Origin of the sequence: Paracoccus hibiscisoli, from assembly GCF_005048265.1 — a bacterium.
GTDB lineage: Bacteria > Pseudomonadota > Alphaproteobacteria > Rhodobacterales > Rhodobacteraceae > Paracoccus > Paracoccus hibiscisoli.
Genome location: NZ_SUNH01000035.1, coordinates 1 through 24495, shown reverse-complemented (window position 1 = coordinate 24495; position 24495 = coordinate 1). Strand labels below are relative to the sequence as shown.

Sequence of the window (24495 nt, the reverse complement as noted above, 5' to 3'; positions counted from 1 at the left end):
ATACATCAATGGCTTCTACAACCCGCGCCGCAAACACTCAGCCCTCGGCTGGAAATCACCCGTGGCCTTCGAGCAGAGGGCCGCTTAACATGAGCACCTGACCGGAACAGAAGCGGTGCAGGTCCAATTCAATCATCCAGAAGGTCCAGGCTTTTCTCTGGGACAAATGCACGAATGGCGCATTCGCCAATGGCGACAAGACCGTCGGAACGCTCTACGAAACATTCTATAGAAAGTTGGTCCTGCGCGACCGCTCCCTGCCGCGCCCGTGGATATTCACCACCAACTACGACCTTTTTAACGAGACGGCAATGGATCGGCTCGGCTTGCCTTATGCGAATGGCTTCTCCGGGGTGGTTGAGCGCCGCTTCAACCCGGCAACGTTCCGTTACGCACTCGCCGAGCAACTTGATCTGACCAACCGGAAATGGTCGGCTGTGGATGGCTTCGTCTATCTCTGCAAGATGCATGGATCGATTAGCTGGACCGAAGACGATCACGGCCTGTTTCCGATCCGCGAGACGGCTGTCTCTAAGGGGCAGGAGCCGGGGAAGATCATGATCTATCCCACTCCCGCAAAGCAAAACTCCAGTCTTGGGTCGCCCTATGCCGACCTGTTTCGCGAATTCCAGTCACGGATCGTGAGGGAACAAAGCGTTCTCTTCACCATGGGATACGCCTTCGGCGACGAGCACATTAACAACATCATCTACCAAGCGCTCACCATCCCGACGTTCCGCCTGGTAATCTTTGTGGATCCGACGCTCGAGGGAGAGGTGGCCAAGCTCCGCGCCCTAAATGATCCCCGCATCTGGATCATCGGTGGCTGCGGCCCCCAAGTCGACCGTAAGGCGCATTATTTCGATACGATCATCGATGAATTTATGCCACAGCGGCCGAGTGAGCGCATCGACGATGCAATCCGGAAAGTGCTGGAGGCGATGTCCCCGAAGAGGGCTGAGGCTCCATCTGCGGATGGAGGCAGCGCATGAGCCGCGACGACCGCAAACGCGCCATCGGCAAGGTAGTCTCCGTCGCGGCCGACCGCTTCGTCGTCGAGATGCACACCGGCACGGACAACTTCACCGTCGTCGGTTTCGATGACGTTCACTATGTCGCCCGCCTCGGCTCGTTCCTGATGATTCCGGTTCAGACGGAATATGTCGTGGTCGAGGTTGTCGGCCTCCGGGAACGGGACATCGCCAGCACTGGGCGCGGCGAGGGGGAGTTGGACAAGGCTGCGTCCGCCAAATATCTCGACGTCGTGCCGGTCGGGATGCTTCCGCAAGACCGTGGCGCAAGATTTCGCTTCGGTGTATCCGTCTTTCCGTCGCTCTATGCTGATGCGCTCTATGCACTCGATGCGGAGCTCGATCGTGTATTTGAGACTGACGAACCGAGCGAACCCGCTCCGAGTCTCAACGACGCCGCACAGATGTCGGAAAATGCGACGCGATTTCGTGCCCTGTCGATTGGACGCTCGGTGGTGTTCGAGGGTTATGATGTCAAAGTCCGGATCGACGACTTTTTCGGTGGCCATACCGCCGTGCTTGGGAATACGGGCAGCGGCAAGTCCTGCACCGTAGCCTCGGCGCTCCAGTCCTTGTTCGATAAGACGGACGAGTTCCACGCCCGAGGGGCGACTTTCGTGGTGTTCGACGTGAACGGCGAATACGCCAATGCGCTGATGCCGCTCGCCATGGAGAATAGCATTGGTGTCGCCCATGTCGTGCTGGATGGGACAGCAGCCAATGGAAGGTTCCGCCTTCCACATTGGTTTCTGGATCAATCCGAATGGGAACTGCTGCTACAGGCCAGCGAACGAACCCAGCTTCCGATCCTGCGGATGGCGCTCGGCCTGGCAACGCTTTTTTCTGCGGGAGCGAACGCTGAGCTAAACGCTATAAAGAACCACATTCTTGCTACCTGCCTGAGCCAAATTCTCCGTGACGATACCGGCAGCCCTTCGAAGCATGATCGAATGGTCGGACTGCTACAGCGGTTCAACACGGCCGAGATCGGCACGGCGAAGATTAAACCATATATAAAGATCAGCTTCGGTCAGATGGCCGATCCCGACGGCCTGACGAAATACCTGCTCGGTGATGCAAGTGGCAGCGGGTTCATCATCGATGGGCTCAAGCTCCCGGCATATTCTAATCTTCCATTCGACTTCGCAGCCTTGGGAGAGGCCCTGGATCTAGCGATACTTTACGAGGAGGCACACGGGAACAGGCAGATTCGAGACTATTGCTCGCAGATGCTGACGCGCTTCAAATCCTTGGAGGAGCGTCCAGAATACGAGTTTCTTCGCCACAATGCCGCGGGCGGGCAGGTCGAACTGTCCCGCGGCAAGTTCTTGGAAGAATTATTGGGCCTCGAGCGTAACGGAGCGAACTGGTTTAAACGAGAGCAGATCATTATCGTTGACATGAATGCGGTTGAGGACGAGGTAGTCGAGCTGGTAGCATCGGTGCTTGCACGGATGGCATTCAGATTGCTGCGGCAAGCCGATCCCCGGAACCGTTTTCCAGTGCATTTGCTTCTCGAGGAGGCGCACAGATATATTTCTACAGCAACCTCCCGATATGCAATCGATGCCAGTAAGATTTATGAACGCATCGCCAAGGAGGGACGGAAATACGGGCTTTTCCTCTTGGTTGCCTCTCAAAGACCAAGCGAACTTTCGAAAACCGTGCTCTCACAATGCTCGAATTTCGTTATCCATCGGATACAGAACCCGGATGACCTTTCGCAGATCCGGCAGATGACGCCATTCATTTCCGAGGCGGTTCTCAAGCGTTTGCCATCGTTGCCGAAACAAAATGCACTCGTATTCGGCACATCGGTGAACCTTCCGACCACCTTTAAGGTAAGGGAAGCCAAACCTCTTCCGAAAAGCGATGACGCGAAGATCGGGGAACTTTGGTTTCATGCGGAGGGGAGGGTCGCATCAATCAGGGTCCCATCTTGATAGGCGATTCGCTGCCGCAAACCTCGAAGGTCTGCTTTGGGCAGTTCAGATATATCAAGGCGGCGAAGATCACCGTGGGAAGTCGTCGCTATTGCGACGCCCTTCCGGCACGCCCTCGGACGACTTTGAGCTGCTGCCGGTCTCGTGGACACGAAGATAAGATTTGCGACCAAGGAACTGGAGAGTGGATTTGACGAGACGAAAGTTCAGCCGTGAGTTCAAGACAGAGGCCGTGAGGCTGGTGACCGATCGGGGCGTAGCGGTGTCGCAGGCCGCACGCGACCTCGACCTGTCCGAGAGTGTGCTGCGCCGCTGGATGAGGGAGCTGAGTGCAGCCCCGGCTGCTGCCTTTCCCGGGAACGGACAAATGCGTGCCAATCTGGCCGAGAACGCGGCCCTGAAGAAAGAGGTCGTCCGGCTCCGGGCGGAGCCTGACATCCTCAAGAAGGCGACAGCTCTTTTCGCGCGCGAGGCAACACAAGATTCGCCTCCATTGCCAAGCGGTCCTTCGGCGGCGTGCCGAACTAGCCACCTCAGGAAGCAGAAGCGGTCATTCGATGCAACCGCAGCACAGTTGGCGCCGAGACCGACTGGAAGGGCGGTGAGCCGACGTTCGCTGCGCCAATCATGAATAGCCGCGGTGCGCAGGAAGCGGGCTTCGCCAAGTTGCGAAACGACGGTGGCCATGCAGTGGCACCTGGATCGAGTCGACCGTCATGACTTGCGCGGCAAGGTCTGGATCGGGCCCGTCTTCTGGAACTCCGGGAAGACACAGAACTTTCGTTGCTCTTCCTATCTTAGAATTGTATCCACGGTTGAAATCGTTCCCACGCAAGCATTAGAGCTACTTACATGGGTCTGCCGAGCTGGATCTTAATGTTGAATTGGTCACTCTGGGTTACAGTAGTTGGCACTCTTGCATCAATTATCAGTATGATCGTTGCCATCGCTCAGGCTAAAAAAGCGTATGCATCAAGCCAAAGAGCAAAGGCGGCGATGGCTACAGTTCAATTATCAGCTGTGGCGGAGCGCTTAAAGACAGCGCAAGAACACATCCGAGATGTATCTCCCGATAAAGTGTCCCTTCGGGGATACAAGTTTGCGCCGAAAGTAGACTTGATACGACAGGAATTTGATACAGCCCTGAGCGCCTTGCCGAAACTTGGAGTGGGAAGCCGAGGGCGGGAGATATTAGTTACGGCGCAGGGCCATCTTAACAGCTACCATTCCTCCTTACCCGTAGACCCGGACAGCTCGGATTGGCAGAACCTTCAAATTACGGTTCAAGATGCTATTTCTGAGCTAAAATCGATAGCCATTAGCACTGGTGAGCAACAATGACCGAAGCCGAAATCGTCGAGGCCATCGAAAAGCTGCGCTACCATGTCAAACTACTTGGCGAGTCTATGGACTTCGACAAGCATCCTGTCGAAGCCCTTATACTTGAGAATGATTGGGGGCCTGATAATATCAGTCAGGCCCATGATATTTTTGAGGACTGGGATAGGCGCCTCGAACAAGGCGGCAAGATGGACAGCAGTTCGTTTGAGCGTGATTTCGACGAAAAACTTGGAATTGGCTATCAAGGATTGAAATCGATTATTTTGGCCTTCTATAAGAACGATCAATGGACCAACGTGTGCGAGGCTTACGTCGATAGTTTTGGGAAAAACCCGTCAGTGGAACTCAAAATGATCGCGCGACGGGAGCGCTGATGCCGCAGTCAAATGACGGTGGTGGTCTAACTTTACCTTGGTAGCATTATCTGTCAGGATCTCAGTTTTCTGACGACTGTTTTTGCGGCAGCTTGACTGAACGCAATCAGATACTCGATTTGCCCGCTCGCCCGCCAACCTAAGGACCAGACATTGGAGGAGTAATGTTTGTCTTCATAATCCTTTCATTTCTTTCTTCTGTGGCTATCTTGGGTATTACATTCGTTGGTGCTCATTGCTTGGTGGCGATGTTCGGTGGGGAGATCACAGCTTGGGTGCAGTCACTCGGAGCGATCCTAGCGATCGTGTCTGGTTTCGCCGCTGCGATTTGGCAGGTGCGAGCACAACGCATCGAGGCCCAAGCAGAACGACACGCCATTGCGCGGGCTGCTCATATATTAGCATTCGAAGCGCTTGAAACTGCAGGCGACCGGCTGGAGGCCGCGTTGATACCGCCTGACTCTGGCAAAGTTATGCGACTACAAGGAGATCGAACGACAGAGATGGTGCTGGCAATGCGCGAATTCGACACCGTGAAGCTACCTGCGGACCTATTGCCTTTGTTTGTTCGCCTTAGAAGCCACGTCTTTGCAATAAATGAGAGAATTTCAGAGGTTTACTCTTCTGAGGACAAGGATGAAGAACGCAAACCGGAGAGAGAAGATCGCCTGAAAAGCGCCGTGCGAGTTTACACTGATGCCATTAAACTTTTCGAAAAACTGCAATCCGCAGTTTTGGAATACGGCGCCCAAGAGAAAAGTGTTCAGACTGGCAATGAAACCGGGAGAGTCGCTGCCAGCCTTACCTAATAGTCAGCTGAAATTAGCGAAAAGTGGTCAATGGAGCAGCTACAACGAAAGCACACTTCGTCCACGCTGCGGACACTGGCTGGCGAAACAGCGCTGCACCTAGCCCCTGAATGACCGGTTTGGGGAAGCTGCGTCGCAGAAAGCTTGATCCTGGCGAACGGCAGGTTTGGGCCGATGCCGATCAAGAAATGTCCAAGAGATTTCACCCGGCGACTGTTAGTTCTTCGCCGGCATCCTCAGGTCGATGCTTGCACCGCCGAACAGCCGGTCCTGCGAATGGCGGACATGTGCCGTCATGCGGCTCGCGGCGGCCTCGCCGTCTGACGCCAGGATGGCGTCGAATATCCCCTGATGCTCGTGCAGCACCCGCTCAAGCCCCGGCGCACCCTCACGCAAGAGCGATTGCCCGTGCATTTTCATCCCCGCCGAAATCTGTTCGTGCAACGCCCGCAGGGTCGCCTCGAAGAAGGTGTTGTTCGCGGCATTAGCGACGGCGATGTGGAAGGTGAAGTCTGCATCCTCTCGGTGCAGCATCGAGCCGGTGGCAGTCCGCATCAGGTCCAGCGCGTGTGACAGGTTCGCCAGCGCTTCCTCGTTGCGCCGTTCTGCCGCGAAGCGTGCAGCCTGAGGCTCGATCGTCAGGCGGAATTCGTAGCAGCGCTGGATGTCCGCGATCGTCTCGATCCGGCCGTAGCCCAGGGTTCGAGACTGATGCGGACGGACGAAATTGCCGGCACCTTGCCGCGACACGATCAGCCCCTCGGCGCGCAGCCGCTCGAGCGCGTCGCGCAGAACGGGGCGGGACACGCCGATCTCGGCCGCCAGCGCCGTCTCGGGCGGCAGCTTCTCGTCCGGCGGATAGTCCCCGTTGCTGATCCGGCCATAGAGCGTGTTGTAGACATGGTCGGCGAAGGACGGCCGTGATTTCTGCTGAGTGGCTTTCAAGCGGTTATTCCGTATCTGCTGGCTCTTTTGGGCGCGGGGCGAGTATCGACCAGATCGACGAGTTGCGCCAGCGTGTCCGCTGCGCCAAATCCTCCGGACTTCGTCACGACCATCAAGTCGCGTGATCCGGGCAGCGCCGCCTGGACAACGGCAACGCCCGGCAGCGCCAAGCCCAGGACCTCCGCTTGATCCACGCCGAGCCGCGTCAGGATGGCCGCGGCTGTTTCCCCGCCGCACGCGATCAGCGTGTTCACCGAGTCCCGCAGGATCATCTCGGTCAGCCCCTCCGCAAAATCGGCCCCGGCTTCTGCCGCAGAGCGATCAGAGCCGCCAGGAACCATCTGCATCGCGCAAGGCGCACGCGGCGGATCAGGCGGCAGTCGTCCATCAAGGGCCAAGCACAACGGCAGGTCGACGCGCTCCACCTGCGCGAGCGTGATGGGATCACGCGAGCCGATCGCCAGGACGGCCGGGCCGGGCAAAGGCGGTCTCTCTTGACGCTTTGCGTCGGGCCATAGCTGCGCGACCAGTGCTGCAGCTAACGACCGTGCGCCCACTGGCAGGCCATCACGTTCCGCCGCTTCCTTCATCTGCGCGGCGTCGGTGATATCGGGCACATGCGAGGTGCCCGAAAAACACGCGGCGATCTCTACAGGCGTTTGGATTCCCGCACCGGTCAACCAGCCATCCCGCTGCACGCGCCCCATGTCCGGCAGCGCTGGGGCGGCGATGATCTGCGGCTGCCCCGACGCGTCGGCCAGAATCGCGCATTCGACCGCGACATGCCCCTTGAGCCGGGAATCGACCTTCTTCATGACCCGCTCTGGCCTCAGCCATGATAGGCACGCGCAGACGTCGTGCATTGCCGCGGCGGCCGCCGCCACGGTCCCATCCCGGCTACCGGTGCTGACGGCGACGACCGGGGGAAGAGCACCCCCCGCTGCCGCCGCCAGAGCGGCCGGTGACAGGAAGACGCGGGTGCCAATGCCGAGCTTGGCAGCTTCGCCTGCGCTGTCCAAGGCTCCCGTCAGGTCATCGGCGACGATCAGCAGCCGCGGCGGCGTCATCAGTGGCGCTCGTCCAGAGGGACGATCATGTGTCGAATCGACTGGCGAAAATGGGTCCAGGTCACATGCACACGGCCGTTCCGGTCCTGCAAGATCGACGGGTAGGACAGCTCGCGGTTCACCTGATCGGCCGAGTTGTTCGAGAGGCAATACCCGTCGCTGAACGCAAGGTCGATCCGCTGCCGCCACGTTTGTCCGTCATCGTCCGACAGCGCCAGCGACAGCGGTGCGCGCGGTGCCCCCCAGAAGGCCCGGCCTGGCTGTGCGGTTGGTGCCGCGTTCTCGTCCTCGATCTCATCGTAAAGCGAGACACGGCGTCCGTCGGCATCGTCGCGGCTTGCGTGATTGTAGACGATGCCGATGCGCCCATCGCTCAGCCGGATGGCCTGCACCGACGAATTGTTATTGGGCAGGCCTGCCGGTTCCGGAGCGCTCCAGCTCAGGCCGTCGTCGGAATAGGACCGCCAGACGTGATCCGCCCACCGGCTGCGATAGAAGGCCGCCATCCGGCCGTCCTTCAGCGGGACGATGTTCATGTGAACGCAGCCGATGCTGCCGGGCACCTCGCGCAGCTGCCAGCTTGCGCCGCCGTCGCGCGACACCATCACGACACTGTCGTCGTTCTCGCCGGTCCAAGTCTCGCCCGGCGCCACGCGGCAGCGGAAGCCGGGCAGCAACCATGCCCCGCCGGCGGCGACGATCACGGGCTGGCGCACGAAGATGCCCTTCTGCGGCCAGAGCGCGCGCGGCTCGGTCCAGGTAGCGCCCTGATCGTCGGAGATGCGAAATCGCACCTCGGCCTCGTTCTGCCGCCCGCCAGGTTGCGCGGTGTAGATCAGCCACAGGCGTCCATCGGGCGCCGTGAAGAGGACAGGATTCTGCTCCGAGCGGGCCGGATCGTCCGAAAGCTGCACCGGATGGCTCCACCCGTGGCCGTCGAAGCGGGACAGGAAGATCGAGATGTCGGACTTTCCCTCCATCGTGCCGCCGAACCAGGCGCACAGGATTGTGCCATCCGCCAGCTCGTGCAGGAACGATGCGTGGTTCTGCACGCGCTCGGTCGGCAGGTCGGTGGCGGGAAAGGCGGTGTCAGCCGTGATGGCGTCGGACATGAGGGTTTTCCTTCAGGCAGTGACAAATCGAGGACGGAGGCCGAAGCGCCAGAACAGCAGGCACCCCGCAAGGGCGACCGAGATCAGCCAGCCCGTGGAGAGGGTCGGCGTGACCACAAGCGCGAGGCTGAGGATCGCGAAGCCGCCACGCTCGGGCAGGGTCAGGGTGCCGCGCAGCCACCCGATCAGGAAGACGGCCCAGCAGAAGGTGGCGAGCAGCATCCCCGCGGCGCCGACGGCAATCTGCGCCGGGTTGCCCTGCCACAGGACGTGCGGGTCGTTGATGAAGCCGAAGGGCACGAGGAAGATGACCAGCGAGTAACCGAAGGCAAGTAGGCCGGTTTTGTTGGCATCGGCCTTTGCGATCCCTGCAGCGGCGTAGGAGCACAATGCGACAGGCGGCGTGACCATGGACAGCACGCAATAGTAGAGCACGAAGAGGTTCGCAGCCAGGCGATCGACCCCAAGATCCATCAGCGCAGGCACGAAGACCAGCGAGCCAATGATGTAGGCGGCGACCGTCGGCAGGCCCATGCCCATGATAATACAGCCGAAAATGACCAGGAGCAGTGACAGGTAGAGATTGCCTGTCCCCATGTCCGAGAGAAGCCGGACAAATTTCAGCGCGAGGTTCGACTGCGTCGCAACGACCATAACTACGCCGACCGCTGCCAGAGGAGCCGAAATCCAGGCCATCTGCCGGGCAGTATCTAGCACCGTCTCAAAGAGTTGCCGGATGTTGTATCGCGTCGACTTTCGCAGCACCGGCGCCACAAGCGCAATGGCGGTCCCGACCAGCGCGGCATAGGGCGCCGAATAGCCGGCGACTAGGGTAGCGATCATGGCGATGGGCGCCGCCAGAAGGTGCAAGCGCGGAATGACTGGCGGGATATCCAGAAGCTCGGGCGCGACGTCACCCACACCAGACTTCCGCGCTCGCAGGTCCACGATAACGTAGAGCGCAAAGTAGAAGGCGGCGGCGGGGATCAGCGCGGCGGCGGCGATGGTGACATAGGGGATGCCCAGCATGTCTGACATGACGAAGGCCGCGACACCCATGATCGGCGGCATCAGCTGCCCGCCGGTCGATGCTATAGCCTCAGTAGCAGCCGCCTGCTCCTTGCTGTAGCCCGAGCGGGTCATGATGGGGATGGTCAGAACGCCGGTCGACGTGGTGTTGGCAATTGCTGAGCCTGAGACCATACCGAAGAGGGCCGAACCGACCAACGACATCTTCGCGGCCCCACCCTTAAGCCGTGCGGTCATCCGCATGGCCAGGTCGATGAACAACTGCCCGCCCCCGGTGATCGTGAAGACCGATCCAAACAGGACGAAGTAGAAGACGAAGTTGATGGCCGCGCTGGCTGTGACGCCGAAGATACCGTCGGTCTTCATACTGATCAGCTCGGCCTGAGTCGAAAGATCGAAGCCGGGAAAGCGCATCAGGCCGGGGAACCACGGCCCCAGATAGGCATAGGCCAAGAACGCAAGAACCACCGCAAGCAGTGACCAGCCGACCGAGCGGCGCACCGCCTCGAAGATCAGAACGAGACCAAGGACATGTAGCAGGATATCGACCGGCAGGACCGGATCGATCATCTCGAACCGCCGTTCCAGGCGGAAGATCTCGCTCGCGTAGAGAACGACGACCATCAAGGACAGCGAGACCCCGGCAATGTCCAGAAGACGCCCCGCCATTCGCGACGCTCGGCCGCGCCATTCCAGCGGTGTCCAAGCGAAGACAAGCGCGGTCGCCATGAAGACGTGGAAGCTGGCTGCAGTCAGAGGAGAGGCCGGACGAAAGAACTGCCCGACTAGAAACGCGACATAGGCGGTCGACAGGAGCGCCTGCAACGTTTTCCAGAGCGCGTCATAGGTAAGAAATCTGCTCATGCTGGGCTCCTCCCCCGCAGGATGAGTGGCCGCCGGCTCGGGCGGCCACTGATAATCATTCGATCCAGCCGCGCTCGCGATAGTAGCGGGCTGCGCCGGGGTGCAGGTCAATCACGGCCTGATCGGGCTGGGCGCCTGACTCAGGGTCCCACTCGGCCAGGGCCGGGAACGTCTCGGCGATGCGCTCTTGCTGTTCGACCAGAGCGCGCGTGAGTTGATAGGCAACCTCATCGTCCATGTCCGCATTCGCGATCAGGATCGTCGGCGTCATTGACGTGCGGTAGGGGCCCTCCTGGCCCGGATAGCTGCCTTCCGGCATGTCTGCCTCGGGTGCGCCCAATTGGGCCATATGATCCAGAACCTGCTGGCTGGCAGGAACGAAGACCATCGGCGTGGTCAGCGTGACCTCGGACATCGTGGCCTGACCAACGGGCGAGTTCTCGATATAGACGTCGGCGGTGGAGTCGCGCAGCATCTGCGCGATCTGGGCAGTGCTGATCTGCGTGATCGTGCCGCGGCTGCGCATGTCCTCAAGGCTGCTATCCAGCGCCTCGAACATGTAATTAGCGATAATAGGCACCTGTGAGCCGGCGGGCTTCAAGACAAAGCGCGGCGGGTTGTCTGAAGCGACCATCTCGTCGAAGGTGGTCAGGCCGCTGCGTTCGACATAGTCCCGACGTGCCGCGATCGTCGTATAGGCCAACTGGAGGCCGCCCAGGATGGCGCGGGCGTTGTTGGCTTCACGACCCTCGAATTCCTCGCCGATGCCGTCCCGTGCCCAAACAGCTGCAGCCGCCGACACAAAGCCAAGATCCGCCGCGCCTTGGCTGACGGCAACGGGATTCGTCATGCCGCCCCCGCGCGGCAGGACTTCGACCGAAATCTGATGCGCGCCCTCGGAGGACTCGATGATTTCGCCGAAGGTCGAGCCATAGGAATACCAACTGCCGCCGGGCTCCTGGCTGATCAACCGCAACTGCACGGGGTCCGCAAAGACAGCCAGCGGCATGACCGAAAGCGCGGCCGCTGCAGCGACCTTCTTAAAATGATCCATGTTGTCCTCCCTGGCGCCTCCGCGCCGTGATCGTCAGCCCGCAACGGGGCAGTCTCTTCCCCACTCCTTAGGCGAGACCTCCCAGAGCATCCGGATCTGATGACAACTTGTCAACATATAATTCTCATGACTTCGGCTCGGTGCAGCCAATCTCATTTTTCGAATGGGCATTAAGCCGTTTTTCAGGGGGTTATAGCGATGTATCGCGGAACAGACCGCATAGAATAAGCGTCTGACGAGTTGACAACTTGTAAATAAGCGGTCATCTAAGGGTAGGACGCAGTGGAGGACCCCATGCTCGATCAGCCCCTAGAAATCCTGCAGCCAGGCTGCGTGCGCGTGGGCGCTGGCCAGGCGAGGCGCGTCGGCCAGACGCTTCCCGAGCGTCAGCTTTCCCGGCCGCTGATCGTCGCTGATGTGTTCAATGCCAACAGACTGGACGCCCTCGGCCTTCCGGGCGATACCCCGTGCGTCACCGTCCGACCGGAACCCGATCTGGCCGATCTTGCGGCGGCAGTGGAAGCTGCCCGGGCGGCGCAACCCGATGTCGTGATCGGCTTCGGCGGTGGCAGCGCGATGGATGTGGCAAAGCTGGTGTCGGTCATGCTGGCCCACAACGTAGCTTTCGACGACATCTCCGGCCCGAACCGGGCGCCCGCGCGCCATGTCACGCTGATGCAGATTCCCACCACCGCCGGCACGGGCAGCGAGGCGGGCACGCGCGCTCTGGTTACTGAGCCCGACACGCTGCGCAAGATCGCCACCGAAAGCCCTCATATGCTGGCCGACATGGTGGTCCTCGACCCCGAGCTGACAGTGTCGCTTCCGGCGCAGGTCACTGCCGCGACCGGCGTGGATGCGCTGGCTCACTGCGTCGAGGCCTTCACCAGCCGCCGCGCGCATCCTGTCATTGACCACTACGCGCGTGAGGGTATCCGACTGATTGGGCAGTTCCTGCCACGCGCGATCCAGGATGGCACCGATCTGGAGGCACGCGCTGCGCTGCTGCTGGCATCTTTCTATGGCGGCGTCTGTCTGGGGCCCGTCAACACGACGGCCGGCCATGCCGTCGCCTACCCCCTTGGGACCCGCCATCACCTGCCGCACGGGCTGGCGAATGCCTTGATGTTCCCTCATGTGCTGGCGGCCAATGCCGAACACTGCCCCCAAAAGACGGCCGAAATCACCGAGGCGCTTGGACTTGCGAAGGACCTTCCCCTGGCCGAGGCGGCACATGATTTCTGCGCGGGGCTGGGGCTGACGATGGGTCTTCGTGATCATTCCATTCCGGAAGACGATCTGGCGCAGATGGCCGAGGAAGCCCATGCCATCCGCCGACTTCTGGACTACAACCCCCGGGACCTGTCCCGTGACGACATCCTCGCGCTCTATCGCGCGGCCTACTGAGCGATTGGAGTTCTCATGACCCAAGAACCGCGCCGCGCCTATGTCGCGACTGTCACCTGCTTCAACGATGACGAGACGCTGAACCTCGACCAGTCCCGCGCGCAGGTCCGCCGGCAGGTTGAGGCAGGCAACGATATCCTCTGCGCCGGCACGAACGGTGATTTCACTGCGCTGCTGCTTGATGAAAAGTTGGCGCTGACCGAGGCTGTGATGGACGAGGTCGCCGGCCGCGCCCGCGTCATGGTCAATGTCGGCGCACCCTCGACCTTTGAGACCGTCCGCCTTGCCAAGGCCGCGGCGGAGCGCGGGGTCGACTGCCTGTCGGTGATCACGCCCTACTTCATCGCCTGCACGCAGGACAGCCTGCGCCGGCATTTCGAGACGGTGGCGGATGCGGTCGATGTGCCCATCTATCTCTACGACATCCCCGCCCGGACCCAGAACCACATCGAGCCCGAAACGGCGGCCTCGCTTGCGCAACACGGCAACATCCACGGCATCAAGGACAGCGGCGGCAGCCAGAAGACTTTGGAAGAATATCTGCAGGTCTCACGCGACACGCCCGGTTTCGGCGTCTGGTCTGGCCCGGACCATCTGGTCCTCTGGGCCCTTCAGAACGGGGCGGCTGGCGCAATTTCGGGGCTGGGCAATGTTGCTCCGCATTTGCTGGCGCGGCTCGTATCCGCTTTCAACGCGGGCGATATGGCCGCCGCAGAGGAAGCTCAGGCGCGCTTCGGCGCCCTGCGAACCGATCTATATGCCTTGGGCTATCCGCCCGCTGTCGCCAAGCGTGCGCTTTACCTGAACGATCCGCGCGTCGGCGCCTCGCGCCAGCCCGCGCTGATGCCCGACGCCGCTCAGGATGCCGCTGTCCGCGAGATCCTGGCGCGTCACGACCTTCTTGAAACCGCCTGACCGGAGCTTCAGCATGACCCAGCCCCTTATCGCCATCACCATGGGCGACCCTTCGGGCGTCGGTGCCGAGGTGACCCTGCGCGCCGCAGCCGATCTGCCCAATGATCAGCGTGCCGGCCTGATCGTCGTCGGCGACCTGGCGGTTCTGGAACGGGCGCGGGACGCGCTTGGCCTAGATCTGTCGCTGCATGATGGCCCGGCGCCTGCCGTGGGCCTTCGTGTCCGCCATGTCCCCGTTGACGGCCTGCCGGACCGGTTCGGCGTGCTGTCGCCTGCCTGCGGCGAGGCTTCGTATCGCTACATCCGCACCGCGGTAGAGATGGCGCAGGCGGGCGAGGTGGCCTGCATCGTCACCGCCCCAATCAACAAGGAGGCGCTGAACGCGGCCGGTCACCATTACGACGGGCATACTGGGCTTCTGGCGCATCTGACCGAAAGCCGGGGAAGCTGGATGCTGCTGGCCTCGGAGCGCCTGAACGTCATTCATGTCTCGACCCATGTGGCGCTGAAGGACGCGATCAACCGCGCGACGCCTGAGCGTATCCTCGAGACGATCCGCACGGGACACCGGCATCTGCAGCGTATGGGCATCGACGCTCCGCGCATCGCAGTTGCGGGCATCAACCCTCATTGCGGGGAATCGGGCCTCTTTGGCACCGAGGACGACATCCAAGTCGCCCCAGCCGTCGCCGCAGCACGCGCCGAAGGGATCGACGTTCAGGGCCCCATCTCGGCCGACACGGTCTATCATCGGGCCTATCAGGGGAGCTTCGACCTCGTGGTAGCGCAGTATCACGACCAAGGGCACATCCCGATCAAGCTGGTCGCCTTCGACACGGCAGTGAACGTCTCGCTCGGTCTGCCGATTGATCGGGCTTCGGTCGATCATGGCACGGCCTTCGACATCGCGGGCACCGGCAAGGCGAACCATGTGAATATGCTGAGCGCCCTATCATATGCTCGCAACCTTGCGCAGGCGAAGCGCCATGCCTGAGCCGCGCTACGCCATCGTCACCGGCGCCAGCTCGGGCATCGGGCTGGCCATCTGCGAGCGCCTTCTGGCCGATGGCTGGCGGGTGACGGGCCTAAGCCGCCGGGCGCCCGAGGCGAGCCTGGGGTCTGCCTTCACCCATCGGCCCGTCGATCTGCTGGAAGAGGACGCCGTTGACGCGGCTCTGCCGGACCTGCCTGCACCTGACGCGCTCATCCATGCCGCCGGCGTGCTACGGGTGGGCGATCACGCGTCGATGTCGCGTGCCGATGGTTTCCAGATGTGGCGACTGCATGTCGATTGTGCCGCGCAGCTGATCCAGCACTTTGCGCCCAGGATGCCCGAGGGCGGACGGATCGTGCTGATCGGCAGCCGCGTGTCCACAGGGGCAAAGGGCAAGGCGCTTTACGCCGCCTCCAAGGCCGCGTTCACTGGGCTTGCACGTTCGGTCGCGGCCGAACTTGCCCCCCAGGGCATCACGGTGAACATCGTGGCCCCTGCCGCGACGGATACGCCGATGCTGCGCGATCCGGCACGGCAGGGCGTCGGGCCGGCTTATCCGCCCATGGGTCGCCTCGTGCTGCCCGAGGAGGTTGCCGGCACGGCGGCATTCCTCTTGTCGGATGCAGCAGCCAGCATGACCGGGCAGACGCTCGTCATCTGCGGCGGAGCTTCGCTTTAGCCGGTCACTCGCCGGCTTCCGGGGCGCCCTCCGTCGCCTTGCGCATCGCGGCCAGCTTCCGCTCGCGCCAGATGATCAGGATGCCGGCCAGGATCACGATGGCCGCACCGCTCAGCACAGTGAGGCTCGGAATCTCCCCGAAAAAGCTCCATCCGATGGCGATCGCGAAGATCATCGAGCTGTATTCGAACGGCGCCACGACGGACGCATCCGCATGGCGATAGGCGGCGGTCAGGCAGATCTGCCCCAGCGCCCCGATCACTCCGATGTCGATCAGCATGGCAAGGGTCACCGGGTCCGGCAGAACCCAGCCATAAGGAATTGTCAGCAGGCTAAGCAGTGCCGACGTAATGGTGAACCAGAACACGATCGCCGTCGTCGGCTCTGTCTGTGACAGCTTCCTGATGAAGATATGCGCAAGCGCCGACATGATGGCACTTCCAAGCGCCACCACCGCCCCAAGAGCGCGTAGCGGATCTGACGCGACTCCCATGCCGGCCAGCTGCGGCGACATGACCACCATCAGGCCCGCGAGTCCAAGGCCGACCATCGACAGCCGGAACAGGCGCACGTCTTCACCGAGGAACATGCCTGCAAAGATCACGATCAGCAGCGGCGCGGCGAAGAAGATTGCAGTCACTTCGGCCAACGGCAGCAGCGACAGCGCCCAGAAGTTCAGCGCCATAGAGGCCGTCCCGATGATGCCGCGATAGAAATGCCCCATGGGTCGGCTGGTCCGCAGTCCCACGCGCAACTGCCCGCTCCACAAAAGCCAGCCGAGGATCAGAGGCAGCGCGAAGACCGAGCGAAAGAACAACTGTTGACCCGGCGGCACAGGTTGCTCGGCATCGCCGGTTAGCTTGATCAGAGCCGCCATGAGGATGAACAGCCACGCTGAGACATTTTAGCGTGATACCGTAACTCGATAATCTACTTGTCTGATCAGCATGGCCCAAAGTTGCCGGGCCATTTTGTTCGCCAGTGCAATAGCCACCAGCATGCGCGGCTTTCTCATTAACATCCGCCCGAGCCAACTTCCTGCCGAGATATTGCGGCACGAGCGTCCCGTAATCCGCGATATTGCCACAATGATCAAAATGCGTCGGATGTCAGTCTGGCCAGCTTTTGATATCCGCGCGAGCTTTGCCTTGCCGCCCGACGAATGTTGTCTTGGCACGAGACCCAGCCAGGCCGCAAAGTCCCGGCCGCTCGCAAACAGTGCCATATCAGGAGAAAAAGCCTCGATTGCGACTGCCGTAAGATGTCCGACACCGGGCATTGTCTGCAGTCGTCGTGCCCTGTCCGTCCCCGCAGCCAGAGCCTTCAGTGCTCTCGTTCGCGCATCGATCCTGTCTGTCTTTTCGGCAATCTGCGACACCAGATGCCGGCATTCCATGATGATCGGTGTCGGCAGATCGCAAGCCAGGTCCTTGAGAAGCGATTCAATCCGCTGGAGATGTGCAAGCCCGGTTGGGAACACATGGCCGCGCTCATAGAGAATACCACGCAGCGCATTTACCAGTTCTGTGCGCTGATGGACCAGCCGCTCTCGTCCGCGAAAGATGACAGCCTTGGCCTGTTGTTCTGAGGTTTTGGGTTCGACGAAACGCATTGCCCACGCGCCCGGCGATGATCAGCGGCCCATCATCTGAGCGCAATGTGACGCCCGCCTGCCGCTGCCGCCGATCGATCGGACACATCGGCAGGAAGACGGAGATGACCCGCGCCATCGCATGCCTCCAGTTCGAGATCGAAGGAATCCCCGGCCCGCGCCCGGATCAGCTCCACGAGCCACCGCGCTCGGCCAACGCCCGGCACGGGCAGGGGGGCGGAGGGCAGTTCCGACACCCGCCATCGGGTCATCGCTGCCGTCGGCTGTCCGAAGTCGCTGGCGTCGGCCTGTCGCCGCCAGCGTCTAAGCGCCAGACCGATGGTGCCCGACCCCTTGGCGGCGAGATGCAGCCGGCGCGAGGCCGTCATCGACAGGCGCGCCACGTCGCCGACCACGGCGGCCAGACCGCCATGGCGCAGGCCTTCCTCCATTGCGGCCAGGACCGAGATGTCGTCCCCGGCCTCGACATCGATCACCCGCTCGGGCGGCAGGCCGACCTGCGCCAGGCCCGGTGCGAAGAGATCGGCCTGGGTCACGCACCACAGCACCTGGCCCTTCATCCGCGCAGCAATGCCCGCCACGAAGCAGGCGGCCGCCGCGCCGTCCACTGCGCCCTGGCCGCCGCCGGCGACCTCGTGCAGCGCGCCGAGCAATAGCCCGCCTTGGGGTAGTCGCCGATCCAGCTCCCGCACCCCGAAGGGCAGCACGCCATGCTGGCGCGCTCCCGTGCCGTCGATCTCGCCGATCCGGGCGCGCAACTCGGCCAGGGCGGGGCGGACGGCAGGCATGGGAAGGGGCTCCTTTTGGTTGGCGATGAACGGGTCTAATTAGTTCCTGTTTTGTTCTCACGATGCCGTTCTGTCAACCGGCGTGGCGTGCGGTCCACCGTCAGCCAAGGCGACGACGCCATAAGCATATGGAATGGCTGGATTCAAAGCGGGGGATAAGTCGTCGGTTGCCGTGTAGACTCCCCATCCTGGTCCCCCGACAAGGGTCATGGCATCGGCCGTGACGTGATTGACGCAGGCAGAAGGCAGGCCCAGAACGGGAGCAGGACCAGCGCGAGGGCAGGGCGATTTGCAATCTGTATAACGTGACCACCTCGCAGGAGGCACTGACCCGTCTGATCGATGGGCTCACCGACCGCGCCGGAAACCTGGCCTCCGGCAGCGTCTATCCCGATCAGTTGGCGCCGATCATCCGCAACGGCGACAATGGGCCGGAACTGGTCAAGGCGCGGTGGGGCATGCCCTCGCCGCCATCGGTCCTGAAGACCGCGCGCGATCCCGGCGTCACCAACGTGCGCAACCTCGGCTCGCCACATTGGCGGCGTTGGCTGGGGCAGGGGCATCGCTGCCTCGTGCCGGTCACCAGCTTCTCGGAGCCGCGCGGCAAGGGGCAGGGGGTGCAGTGGTTCGCGCCGACTGATGCGGAGACGACCATGTTCTTCGTCGGGATCGAGACCCGCGTCTGGACTTCGCTCCGCAAGGTCAAGGATGGCGAGACGACCGATGATCTCTATGCCTTCCTGACCTGTCCCCCGAATGCCGAGGTCGCGCTGGTTCATCCCAAGGCGATGCCGGTGATCCTGACCCGCCCCGACGAATGGGAGGCCTGGCTCGGCGGCATTCGCGCCGAGGAGCTGCAGCGGCCGCTGCCGGACGGCGCGCTGAGCCGGGTCGAGACGGCGATCTGAACAGCGCAGGCTTATTGTCGGTCAGCGTGGCTAGCCCCGTGGAGCTCGCCATCCGGCGGTTTGTGCTTCTTCCTCGGTGCAGAACCAGCGCTCGCCTTTGGCTTCGCTGATCCGGGTTGCTGCGTAGCTGCGGCCGCCGGGAATGTGATAGATGCGTGCGCCGGATTGCGAGATATTACCCTTTATCAGGCATTCCAAAACCTTGGAAGGTCGAACCCGGGCCGTCTCCCGATACTCCCAAGGCGGCTGATTTGACGCCGCCCAGATCCCGATCGCCTGTTGCCGCGCAGAGGCTTCCACCGTGTTATAAGAATCGGAGTAACGAAGATAAGCCCAGGCTAGACCCTCCGCCACCATCGTTCCGCCAAGGTCGACCCCCGCCGCCTTACACAGGGCTACGACTCGGTCGTAACGGTCGCGATCGACTTCGGTGCAGGTGACCAACTTGTCTCGGACGAGCATGGCGAGGCGATTGGTGGCGACTGTTCCGCACGGCCACTCAGATCCGTGAGCGTCACGACAGGTCTGCTCACGCTCGGGTGCGTCGATCCCGTGGAGACGGATGGCCTTCCCGTTTAGCCGCAAGCCGTCGCCATCCACGACTTCAACTGGCCCTGTCTGTATTGCGCCGGAAAGGTCGAGGCCGTGGGCGGGCGACATACTCACCAAGCAAAGCGCCGCGAGGCAGGGTAATGGTGACAGTAAGGCAGTGAGGATTCGCAAGTAGGCCATGCCAAGGCTTCTAGAGCGAAGCCGTGGCTGCGTGGTGCGCTCATTCGTTCAAATGCTGCTGAACGAGTTTCGCCATCCAAATTTTGTCGTCCCCGAATGGCCTATGTCGGTCGATGTGCGGGGCGAAAAAGGTAGTGTCTAAGAAGTGGTGGGAATTTCCGCTGTGCTGGCGATGTAACTGCGGTAGCCATTGGTCATTGGTTCTCGGTCGTGTTGTAAGCTTCAACCACGGACCGAGGAAACCCCGATGAACCAGACCGACATGCCCCTGAGCGGATGTGGACGCTTTTAGCGCAAGCCAGACCGTTCAGCCATCTTGCCATGACTATGCGAAGACGTCGGTCACAGTAAAAGTTAATCCATTCCGCTGGAACATCAGCGTCGGTTGCCGCTTTCACTGCGGTCTCCGGAGGAGGAGACGGGGATTCATGGGAGATGACGATGAAAAGCTCAGTCACCTGGCTGACTGGATGCGCGGTCTGCGCCTTTGCCGGCATGGCAAGTGCGGACTGTGCTGAGGATTTGGCCCGTCTGACTAGCGAGACGGGGATGGGTGCCGAAACCGCCGCGTCGACCGCGCCCGAGGCTGGCGCGGCTGAAGGCATTGCAAAGGACGGATCACTGGCACCCTTGGAAACGCCCGATGCCGGCGCGGGCGCAGTGACGGACGCGACCGCAGACGCACCTGACTCCGCGTCCTCGGACGCGTCGCAAGATACAGCCGATGGCGGGATCGCCAAGGATGGATCGCTTGCACCTCTGGAAGGGACGGAGGCCGAGGCGGGGACCGAGGTCGCCATGTCCGGTCAGGATGTCCAGGCACAGCAGGATGGTGAACCCACCGCTGCGGAGGCTGCCGAGGCTGCCGCCCCCGATACCGACGCGACCGAACCGACCGCCGACCGCGACGGTTTGATCGAGGAAGCCCGGACGGCTCTCGCGGCGGGTGATGAGGACGCCTGCCGCGCGGCAGTCGAGCAGATCGACGCCATGTGACCAGAGCCCGCGCCCCTGTCTCGGGCGCGGGCCCTTTGTCTGGTCAGCGTCGACGGACAGGCCCGTCCAACCGCCATGTTAATTTTGTCCGACCGACCAACCTCGGCGCGGCAAGCGGTCTTTCACCGAGCCACGGCTACGGCTTGGGCTGCCGGGTCGGCTGAGAGATGGTGACAGACGCCATTGGCACCGGTTCAGCTCTCCTGCATCTGCCATGGGCTACCGGCAGGAAGAAATCGGCGGGGTGGCCCTGCCATCCTGCACGCGGGCGATATCGGTGACCCCGACCACTTGAACGTTCTGGCGCGCATCGCTCCGGTGACGGCGATCCGCGGCAACATCGACCGGGGTGCCTGGGCCCAGGCCCTGCCCGAAACCGTCAACCTGACCATCGGAGCCCTGCGCATCCACATGATCCATAACCGCAAAGCACTGCAGGGAGATCCGGCATCGACCGTCGTGATCTCGGGCCATTCCCACAGGCCCGGCATCAAGGAGACCCGCGGCATCCTCTGGCTGAACCCCGGCGCCGCCGGTCCCCGCCGGTTCCGCCTGCCGATCACGCCGGCTTTTCTGTGGGAAGAGGCCGGCCACCCGCGCGCCGCGATCTACGCCCTGTTTGACTGACATTCTCCTGCCCGGAATGGTCACCGAGCTGCAACGTCACGGTGTCTTGCAACGCGTCCATTAGGAAAGAACTTTCGACCAATCGATGGCCTGCCATCTCCTGTGCCTGTTTTGGGTGCCGACCATCCATTATCCACGAATGATGGTGCCGCGCGGGTCAGCCTACAACGAGAGATCTTCAACGATCTCACCCCGAACGCCTTTCAGCGGCTCGTCCTCGTTGTGTCGAACAAGATAGTCATAGGCCGCATCATGGGTGTCGAAGGTCATCGGGGCATCTGTCGCACTGAATTCGAACCCTTGGTGCGACAGCTTCAAGTGCGGCGCCGCGCCCATGGCAATGACAAATCTTGGCATCTGCTTTCTCCTTGGATCAGACTGAGCGGTGTAGGGCATGGGAATAACGCATCCTGTCACCTGCAACGCGGAATAGCGAAGAAAGAACCCATCACTCCGTTCCTCACGGTTGCCGGGCCCTTGGCGTTCATCACGGCTTGCCGCCCATACGTGTCCGCCGACGGAACATCGTCGATGCGGTGCAGCTTCCTCAGCCGGTCACGCGGACGGCTGCCCGCATATCGCATACATAGGGTCCGTTATGCAAAAACAGAGGAGGTTTGGGAAATCTGAACAGCCGGGATAAGTGGATTTTCCGCGCAACGGCAGCATGATGCTGCGAGCGAGGAGATGACCATGACAAGACGACCGCGCCGGAACCACAGCCCGGCATTCAAGGCGAAAGTGGCTGTAGCTGCGATCAAGGGCGAGAAGACGCTGATCGAGCTGGCGCAGGATTTCGACGTTCACCCGAACCAGATCAAGCAGTGGCGCGATCAGCTGCTTGAAGGCGCGACCGGGGTGTTCGGCGAAGCCGGGAAAGCTGAGCCAGAACCGATCGTCGATGTGAAGACCCTGCATGCGAAGATCGGAGAGTTGACGCTGGAGAACGATTTTTTGTCCGGCGCGCTCGGAAAGGCGGGTCTGTTGCCGAGCGCAAGAAAATGATCGATCCCTCGGCCAAGCTGAGCGTCAGCCGACAGGCCATCGTGTTGGGGATCAGCCGGGGCAGCGTCTACTACAAGCCCCGCCCGGTGTCGGACGCGGACCTGAAGCTGATGCACCGCATCGACAAGCTGCACATGGAATTCCCCTTCGCGGGCAGCCGAATGCTGCAGGGATTGCTGGTTCAGGAAGGCTTCAAGGTCGGGCGGCTGCACGTTGCCACGCTGATGAAGCGGATGGGGATCGAGGCGCTCTATCGCAGGCCAAACACCTCGAAACCAACGCCGGGGCACAAGATCTACCCCTATCTGCTCAGGAAGCTGTCCATCACCCGACCCAACCAGGTCTGGGCGATGGACATCACCTACATCCCCATGGCGCGTGGGTTCATCTACCTCGCTGCCGTGCTCGACTGGTTCACTCGGCGGGTGCTGGCATGGCGGGTGTCGATCACGCTCGAGGCTGACTTCTGCATAGAAGCCGTCGAAGAGGCTCTGGCGCGTCATGGCACACCCGAGATATTAAACACGGATCAGGGCAGCCAGTTCACGTCCATTGACTTCATCAAGGTGCTGGCCGCGCGCGAGATAAGGATCAGCATGGATAGCAGGGGCGCCTGGCGCGACAACGTCTTTGTCGAGCGCCTCTGGCGAACCATCAAATACGAGGAGGTCTACCTGCGGGCCTATGCCAGCGTGTCCGAGGCTCGGGCCAGCATTGGAAGATACCCCGGCTTCTATAACAGCCGACGCCCACACTCATCACTTGACGGGCAAACGCCCGATCAGGCCTACTTCAACCAGCCCATTCCCGAGGCGGCAGCGGCATAAACGAGGCAGCAATCCACTTGGAAAACGCCCGGAACATGTTCAGACAAACCGAACCACCTCTAACACCCTTTATAGATCCCCGAGCGTGTCGAACCAGCTGAAGAGGGAGCTATGCCCCATCTGCTCCAGGCGGGCACAGCATTCCGAAAGATAGCAGCGCAATCTGTTATATCGGAGCGGCTGAAGGCAGCATGTGATGCGCCCGCTTTGGCCCCCTGAAGTTCTGAGCTGTAGCTGCCGACCAAGCGAGGCTCAGTAAGTCATGGCAGCCGCGTTGAGCAGTCCGACCGAGAGGCTTGCTGCCGCCAGATGCATTGCAGCCGCCGTCTCACCCTGTTCGATCCTCGCCACGATATCGCGGTGGAAGAGCCGGAAGACGAGGAAGCAGAGGATCTGAAGGACCCCCGCCACCACGCCCCAGACCAGGACATCGAGCAGGCTGATGGAGTTCTGGACCGCCGAGGCGATCGGCAGCACGAAGCCGATCATGGCGCCGCCATAGGAAATGGACGCGGCTGCGTTGTTGGCGCGGATCAGCGCGTGCTCATCATGGGGCGTCACCATCGTGTAGATCTTCATGAAGGCCAGGAAAAGGCCGATGGCGATCGCCATGTAAAGGATGAAAGAAGGCAGGCCTGAGAGAGAGGCGAGGAGGGCATTGTCCATGTTCGGCAGTCCTTTTGCGGCGATACCAAAAGCATAGAGCAGAGGCGTTCTGGGCAGAACCCAGTCTTTCATCCACCTACCAGAAGGCTTTGGGTCCTAAGGGTATGGCGTCCGGGGATCCAAGCGCGGTCAGGAGCCCACGAGCGGCGCACCCGGCCCAAAGCCACCATTGGCCGATGCTAGATGCCGCAGGGGGGCCTCCAAAGCGGCCATTCATTTTCCGCGCCGTCAACGTCATTCGCAAGGACCAGCCCAGAGAGATATCGAGCGGTCAGTCCTTCAAGTAGTCCATCGCGGCCGCACCATCGCCGCGCTTTTTGGTGTGGGCGTTGACCACGGCGTCGTTCATGCCGGGATGGCCATTCGCCCACCCCCATATGGACGCCGCGCCTGTGCAGAAGCGGGCGGCTGCCATCCCGATCTCCTTGCCCCATTTGCCGTTTCTCCTATGGCAGGTTTCGTAGACCTCTTTGTAGGAGATGGTTTCATTAGCGAGATGCTTTGCCGCAATTATGCCCAGCAATTTTCCCGCGTCGAAGCCTTGGGCTTCGATGTATTGCTTACAGTTTATAGATAGAAGTGCCTTGCCTTGGGCAATTACCTCCGGCTTGGCAGCACTCAATGCCCGCTCTATGCGGGCCTGGGTCGTGTCTCGGAAGTGGTAGAAATTGTCTGGCGGCGTAATCTCCGGGTGAACCAACACCCACCCAACCGGCGGCGGCAACCGCCAGGGAGATCACGCCATGAAGCAGAATACCGATAGCTCGTCC

Annotated in this window: 24 protein-coding genes and 2 pseudogenes; 14 read left to right on the top strand and 12 right to left on the bottom strand. The window is 61.6% G+C overall.

Annotation, left to right across the window (positions count from 1 at the left end; translation table 11 throughout):
- Positions 1-236 precede the first annotated feature (236 nt).
- From FA740_RS17275 to FA740_RS17250, 6 genes and pseudogenes are all read left to right on the top strand, one after another.
- Positions 237-992: an SIR2 family protein gene (locus FA740_RS17275; RefSeq protein ID WP_246053706.1), complete on the top strand. Its 756-nt coding sequence runs from the start codon at positions 237-239 to the stop codon at positions 990-992.
- Entirely contained in the window at positions 989-2974 is a 1986-nt protein-coding gene (locus FA740_RS17270; RefSeq protein ID WP_136858051.1) for an ATP-binding protein, read from the top strand. Before FA740_RS17275 ends, FA740_RS17270 begins: the two co-directional genes overlap by 4 nt.
- A gap of 190 nt (positions 2975-3164) precedes the next feature.
- Positions 3165-3475, top strand: a pseudogene (locus FA740_RS20185) (transposase); the annotation flags it as partial.
- Positions 3476-3907: 432 nt separating this feature from the next.
- Entirely contained in the window at positions 3908-4315 is a 408-nt protein-coding gene (locus FA740_RS17260) for a hypothetical protein (protein ID WP_136858049.1), read from the top strand.
- Positions 4312-4689: a hypothetical protein gene (locus FA740_RS17255; protein WP_136858048.1), complete on the top strand. Its 378-nt coding sequence runs from the start codon at positions 4312-4314 to the stop codon at positions 4687-4689. The genes FA740_RS17260 and FA740_RS17255 overlap by 4 nt, the downstream gene beginning before the upstream one ends.
- A 164-nt stretch (positions 4690-4853) precedes the next feature.
- Positions 4854-5498, top strand: coding sequence for a hypothetical protein (locus tag FA740_RS17250; RefSeq protein ID WP_136858047.1), 645 nt, complete (start codon positions 4854-4856; stop codon positions 5496-5498).
- 216 nt (positions 5499-5714) lie between these two features.
- On the opposite strand, the gene FA740_RS17245 is transcribed toward FA740_RS17250, so the two are convergent.
- From FA740_RS17245 to FA740_RS17225, 5 genes are read right to left on the bottom strand one after another with little or no spacing between them, the layout of a single operon-like run.
- A complete protein-coding gene (locus FA740_RS17245) occupies positions 5715-6443 on the bottom strand; it encodes a FadR/GntR family transcriptional regulator (protein ID WP_136858046.1) in 729 nt (242 codons plus the stop codon).
- A complete protein-coding gene (locus tag FA740_RS17240; RefSeq protein ID WP_136858045.1) occupies positions 6440-7510 on the bottom strand; it encodes a four-carbon acid sugar kinase family protein in 1071 nt (356 codons plus the stop codon). Before FA740_RS17240 ends, FA740_RS17245 begins: the two co-directional genes overlap by 4 nt.
- A complete protein-coding gene (locus FA740_RS17235; protein WP_136858044.1) occupies positions 7510-8622 on the bottom strand; it encodes a sialidase family protein in 1113 nt (370 codons plus the stop codon). The genes FA740_RS17240 and FA740_RS17235 overlap by 1 nt, the downstream gene beginning before the upstream one ends.
- 12 nt (positions 8623-8634) lie before the next feature.
- The gene (locus tag FA740_RS17230; RefSeq protein ID WP_136858043.1) at positions 8635-10515 is read right to left on the bottom strand and encodes a TRAP transporter permease; all 1881 of its coding nucleotides are present in this window, start codon (positions 10513-10515) and stop codon (positions 8635-8637) included.
- A gap of 55 nt (positions 10516-10570) precedes the next feature.
- On the bottom strand, positions 10571-11569 hold the full coding sequence (locus FA740_RS17225) for a TAXI family TRAP transporter solute-binding subunit (protein WP_136858042.1): 999 nt from the start codon (positions 11567-11569) through the stop codon (positions 10571-10573).
- A gap of 294 nt (positions 11570-11863) precedes the next feature.
- On the opposite strand from FA740_RS17225, the gene FA740_RS17220 reads away from it, so the two are divergent.
- Genes FA740_RS17220 through FA740_RS17205 form a run of 4 tightly spaced genes read left to right on the top strand, consistent with a single transcriptional unit; the run spans position 11864 to position 15564 of the window.
- On the top strand, positions 11864-12976 hold the full coding sequence (locus FA740_RS17220) for an iron-containing alcohol dehydrogenase family protein (RefSeq protein WP_136858041.1): 1113 nt from the start codon (positions 11864-11866) through the stop codon (positions 12974-12976).
- 15 nt (positions 12977-12991) lie between these two features.
- Positions 12992-13891: a dihydrodipicolinate synthase family protein gene (locus FA740_RS17215; RefSeq protein WP_136858040.1), complete on the top strand. Its 900-nt coding sequence runs from the start codon at positions 12992-12994 to the stop codon at positions 13889-13891.
- A gap of 13 nt (positions 13892-13904) precedes the next feature.
- On the top strand, positions 13905-14885 hold the full coding sequence (pdxA, locus tag FA740_RS17210; protein WP_136858054.1) for a 4-hydroxythreonine-4-phosphate dehydrogenase PdxA: 981 nt from the start codon (positions 13905-13907) through the stop codon (positions 14883-14885).
- On the top strand, positions 14878-15564 hold the full coding sequence (locus tag FA740_RS17205; protein ID WP_211243736.1) for an SDR family NAD(P)-dependent oxidoreductase: 687 nt from the start codon (positions 14878-14880) through the stop codon (positions 15562-15564). Before pdxA ends, FA740_RS17205 begins: the two co-directional genes overlap by 8 nt.
- Positions 15565-15568: 4 nt before the next feature.
- Here FA740_RS17205 and FA740_RS17200 read toward each other — a convergent pair whose 3' ends face one another.
- From FA740_RS17200 to FA740_RS17190, 3 genes and pseudogenes are all read right to left on the bottom strand, one after another.
- Positions 15569-16441: a DMT family transporter gene (locus tag FA740_RS17200; protein WP_136858038.1), complete on the bottom strand. Its 873-nt coding sequence runs from the start codon at positions 16439-16441 to the stop codon at positions 15569-15571.
- A 27-nt stretch (positions 16442-16468) separates the two neighbouring features.
- A pseudogene (locus FA740_RS17195) lies at positions 16469-17176 on the bottom strand (IS110 family RNA-guided transposase); the annotation flags it as partial.
- 32 nt (positions 17177-17208) lie between these two features.
- On the bottom strand, positions 17209-17964 hold the full coding sequence (locus FA740_RS17190; protein ID WP_136858036.1) for an ImuA family protein: 756 nt from the start codon (positions 17962-17964) through the stop codon (positions 17209-17211).
- A 287-nt stretch (positions 17965-18251) separates the two neighbouring features.
- On the opposite strand from FA740_RS17190, the gene FA740_RS17185 reads away from it, so the two are divergent.
- Positions 18252-18872 (top strand): SOS response-associated peptidase, encoded by a 621-nt coding sequence (locus FA740_RS17185; protein WP_136858035.1) that lies wholly within the window; start codon positions 18252-18254, stop codon positions 18870-18872.
- Positions 18873-18902: 30 nt separating this feature from the next.
- Here FA740_RS17185 and FA740_RS17180 read toward each other — a convergent pair whose 3' ends face one another.
- A complete protein-coding gene (locus FA740_RS17180; RefSeq protein ID WP_211243735.1) occupies positions 18903-19604 on the bottom strand; it encodes a thermonuclease family protein in 702 nt (233 codons plus the stop codon).
- A gap of 435 nt (positions 19605-20039) precedes the next feature.
- Between FA740_RS17180 and FA740_RS17175 the strand changes: the two genes are divergently transcribed.
- Together FA740_RS17175 and FA740_RS17170 are read left to right on the top strand one after the other, a co-directional pair.
- The gene (locus tag FA740_RS17175) at positions 20040-20600 is read left to right on the top strand and encodes a hypothetical protein (protein ID WP_246053704.1); all 561 of its coding nucleotides are present in this window, start codon (positions 20040-20042) and stop codon (positions 20598-20600) included.
- Positions 20601-20783: 183 nt separating this feature from the next.
- Entirely contained in the window at positions 20784-21227 is a 444-nt protein-coding gene (locus FA740_RS17170) for a metallophosphoesterase family protein (RefSeq protein ID WP_136858034.1), read from the top strand.
- A gap of 162 nt (positions 21228-21389) precedes the next feature.
- Here FA740_RS17170 and FA740_RS17165 read toward each other — a convergent pair whose 3' ends face one another.
- Positions 21390-21584 carry a hypothetical protein gene (locus FA740_RS17165; protein WP_136858033.1) on the bottom strand — a complete coding sequence of 65 codons (195 nt, stop codon included), beginning with the start codon at positions 21582-21584 and terminating at the stop codon, positions 21390-21392.
- A gap of 336 nt (positions 21585-21920) precedes the next feature.
- On the opposite strand from FA740_RS17165, the gene FA740_RS17160 reads away from it, so the two are divergent.
- A protein-coding gene (locus tag FA740_RS17160) for an IS3 family transposase (protein WP_136858032.1) occupies positions 21921-23059 on the top strand; the annotation gives its coding sequence in 2 pieces (ribosomal slippage) (positions 21921-22176 and positions 22176-23059; 1140 coding nt in all).
- A gap of 252 nt (positions 23060-23311) precedes the next feature.
- Here FA740_RS17160 and FA740_RS17155 read toward each other — a convergent pair.
- Positions 23312-23797 (bottom strand): DUF350 domain-containing protein, encoded by a 486-nt coding sequence (locus tag FA740_RS17155; RefSeq protein WP_246053702.1) that lies wholly within the window; start codon positions 23795-23797, stop codon positions 23312-23314.
- Positions 23798-23996: 199 nt separating this feature from the next.
- Entirely contained in the window at positions 23997-24428 is a 432-nt protein-coding gene (locus FA740_RS17150) for a hypothetical protein (protein ID WP_136858030.1), read from the bottom strand.
- Positions 24429-24495 lie beyond the last annotated feature (67 nt).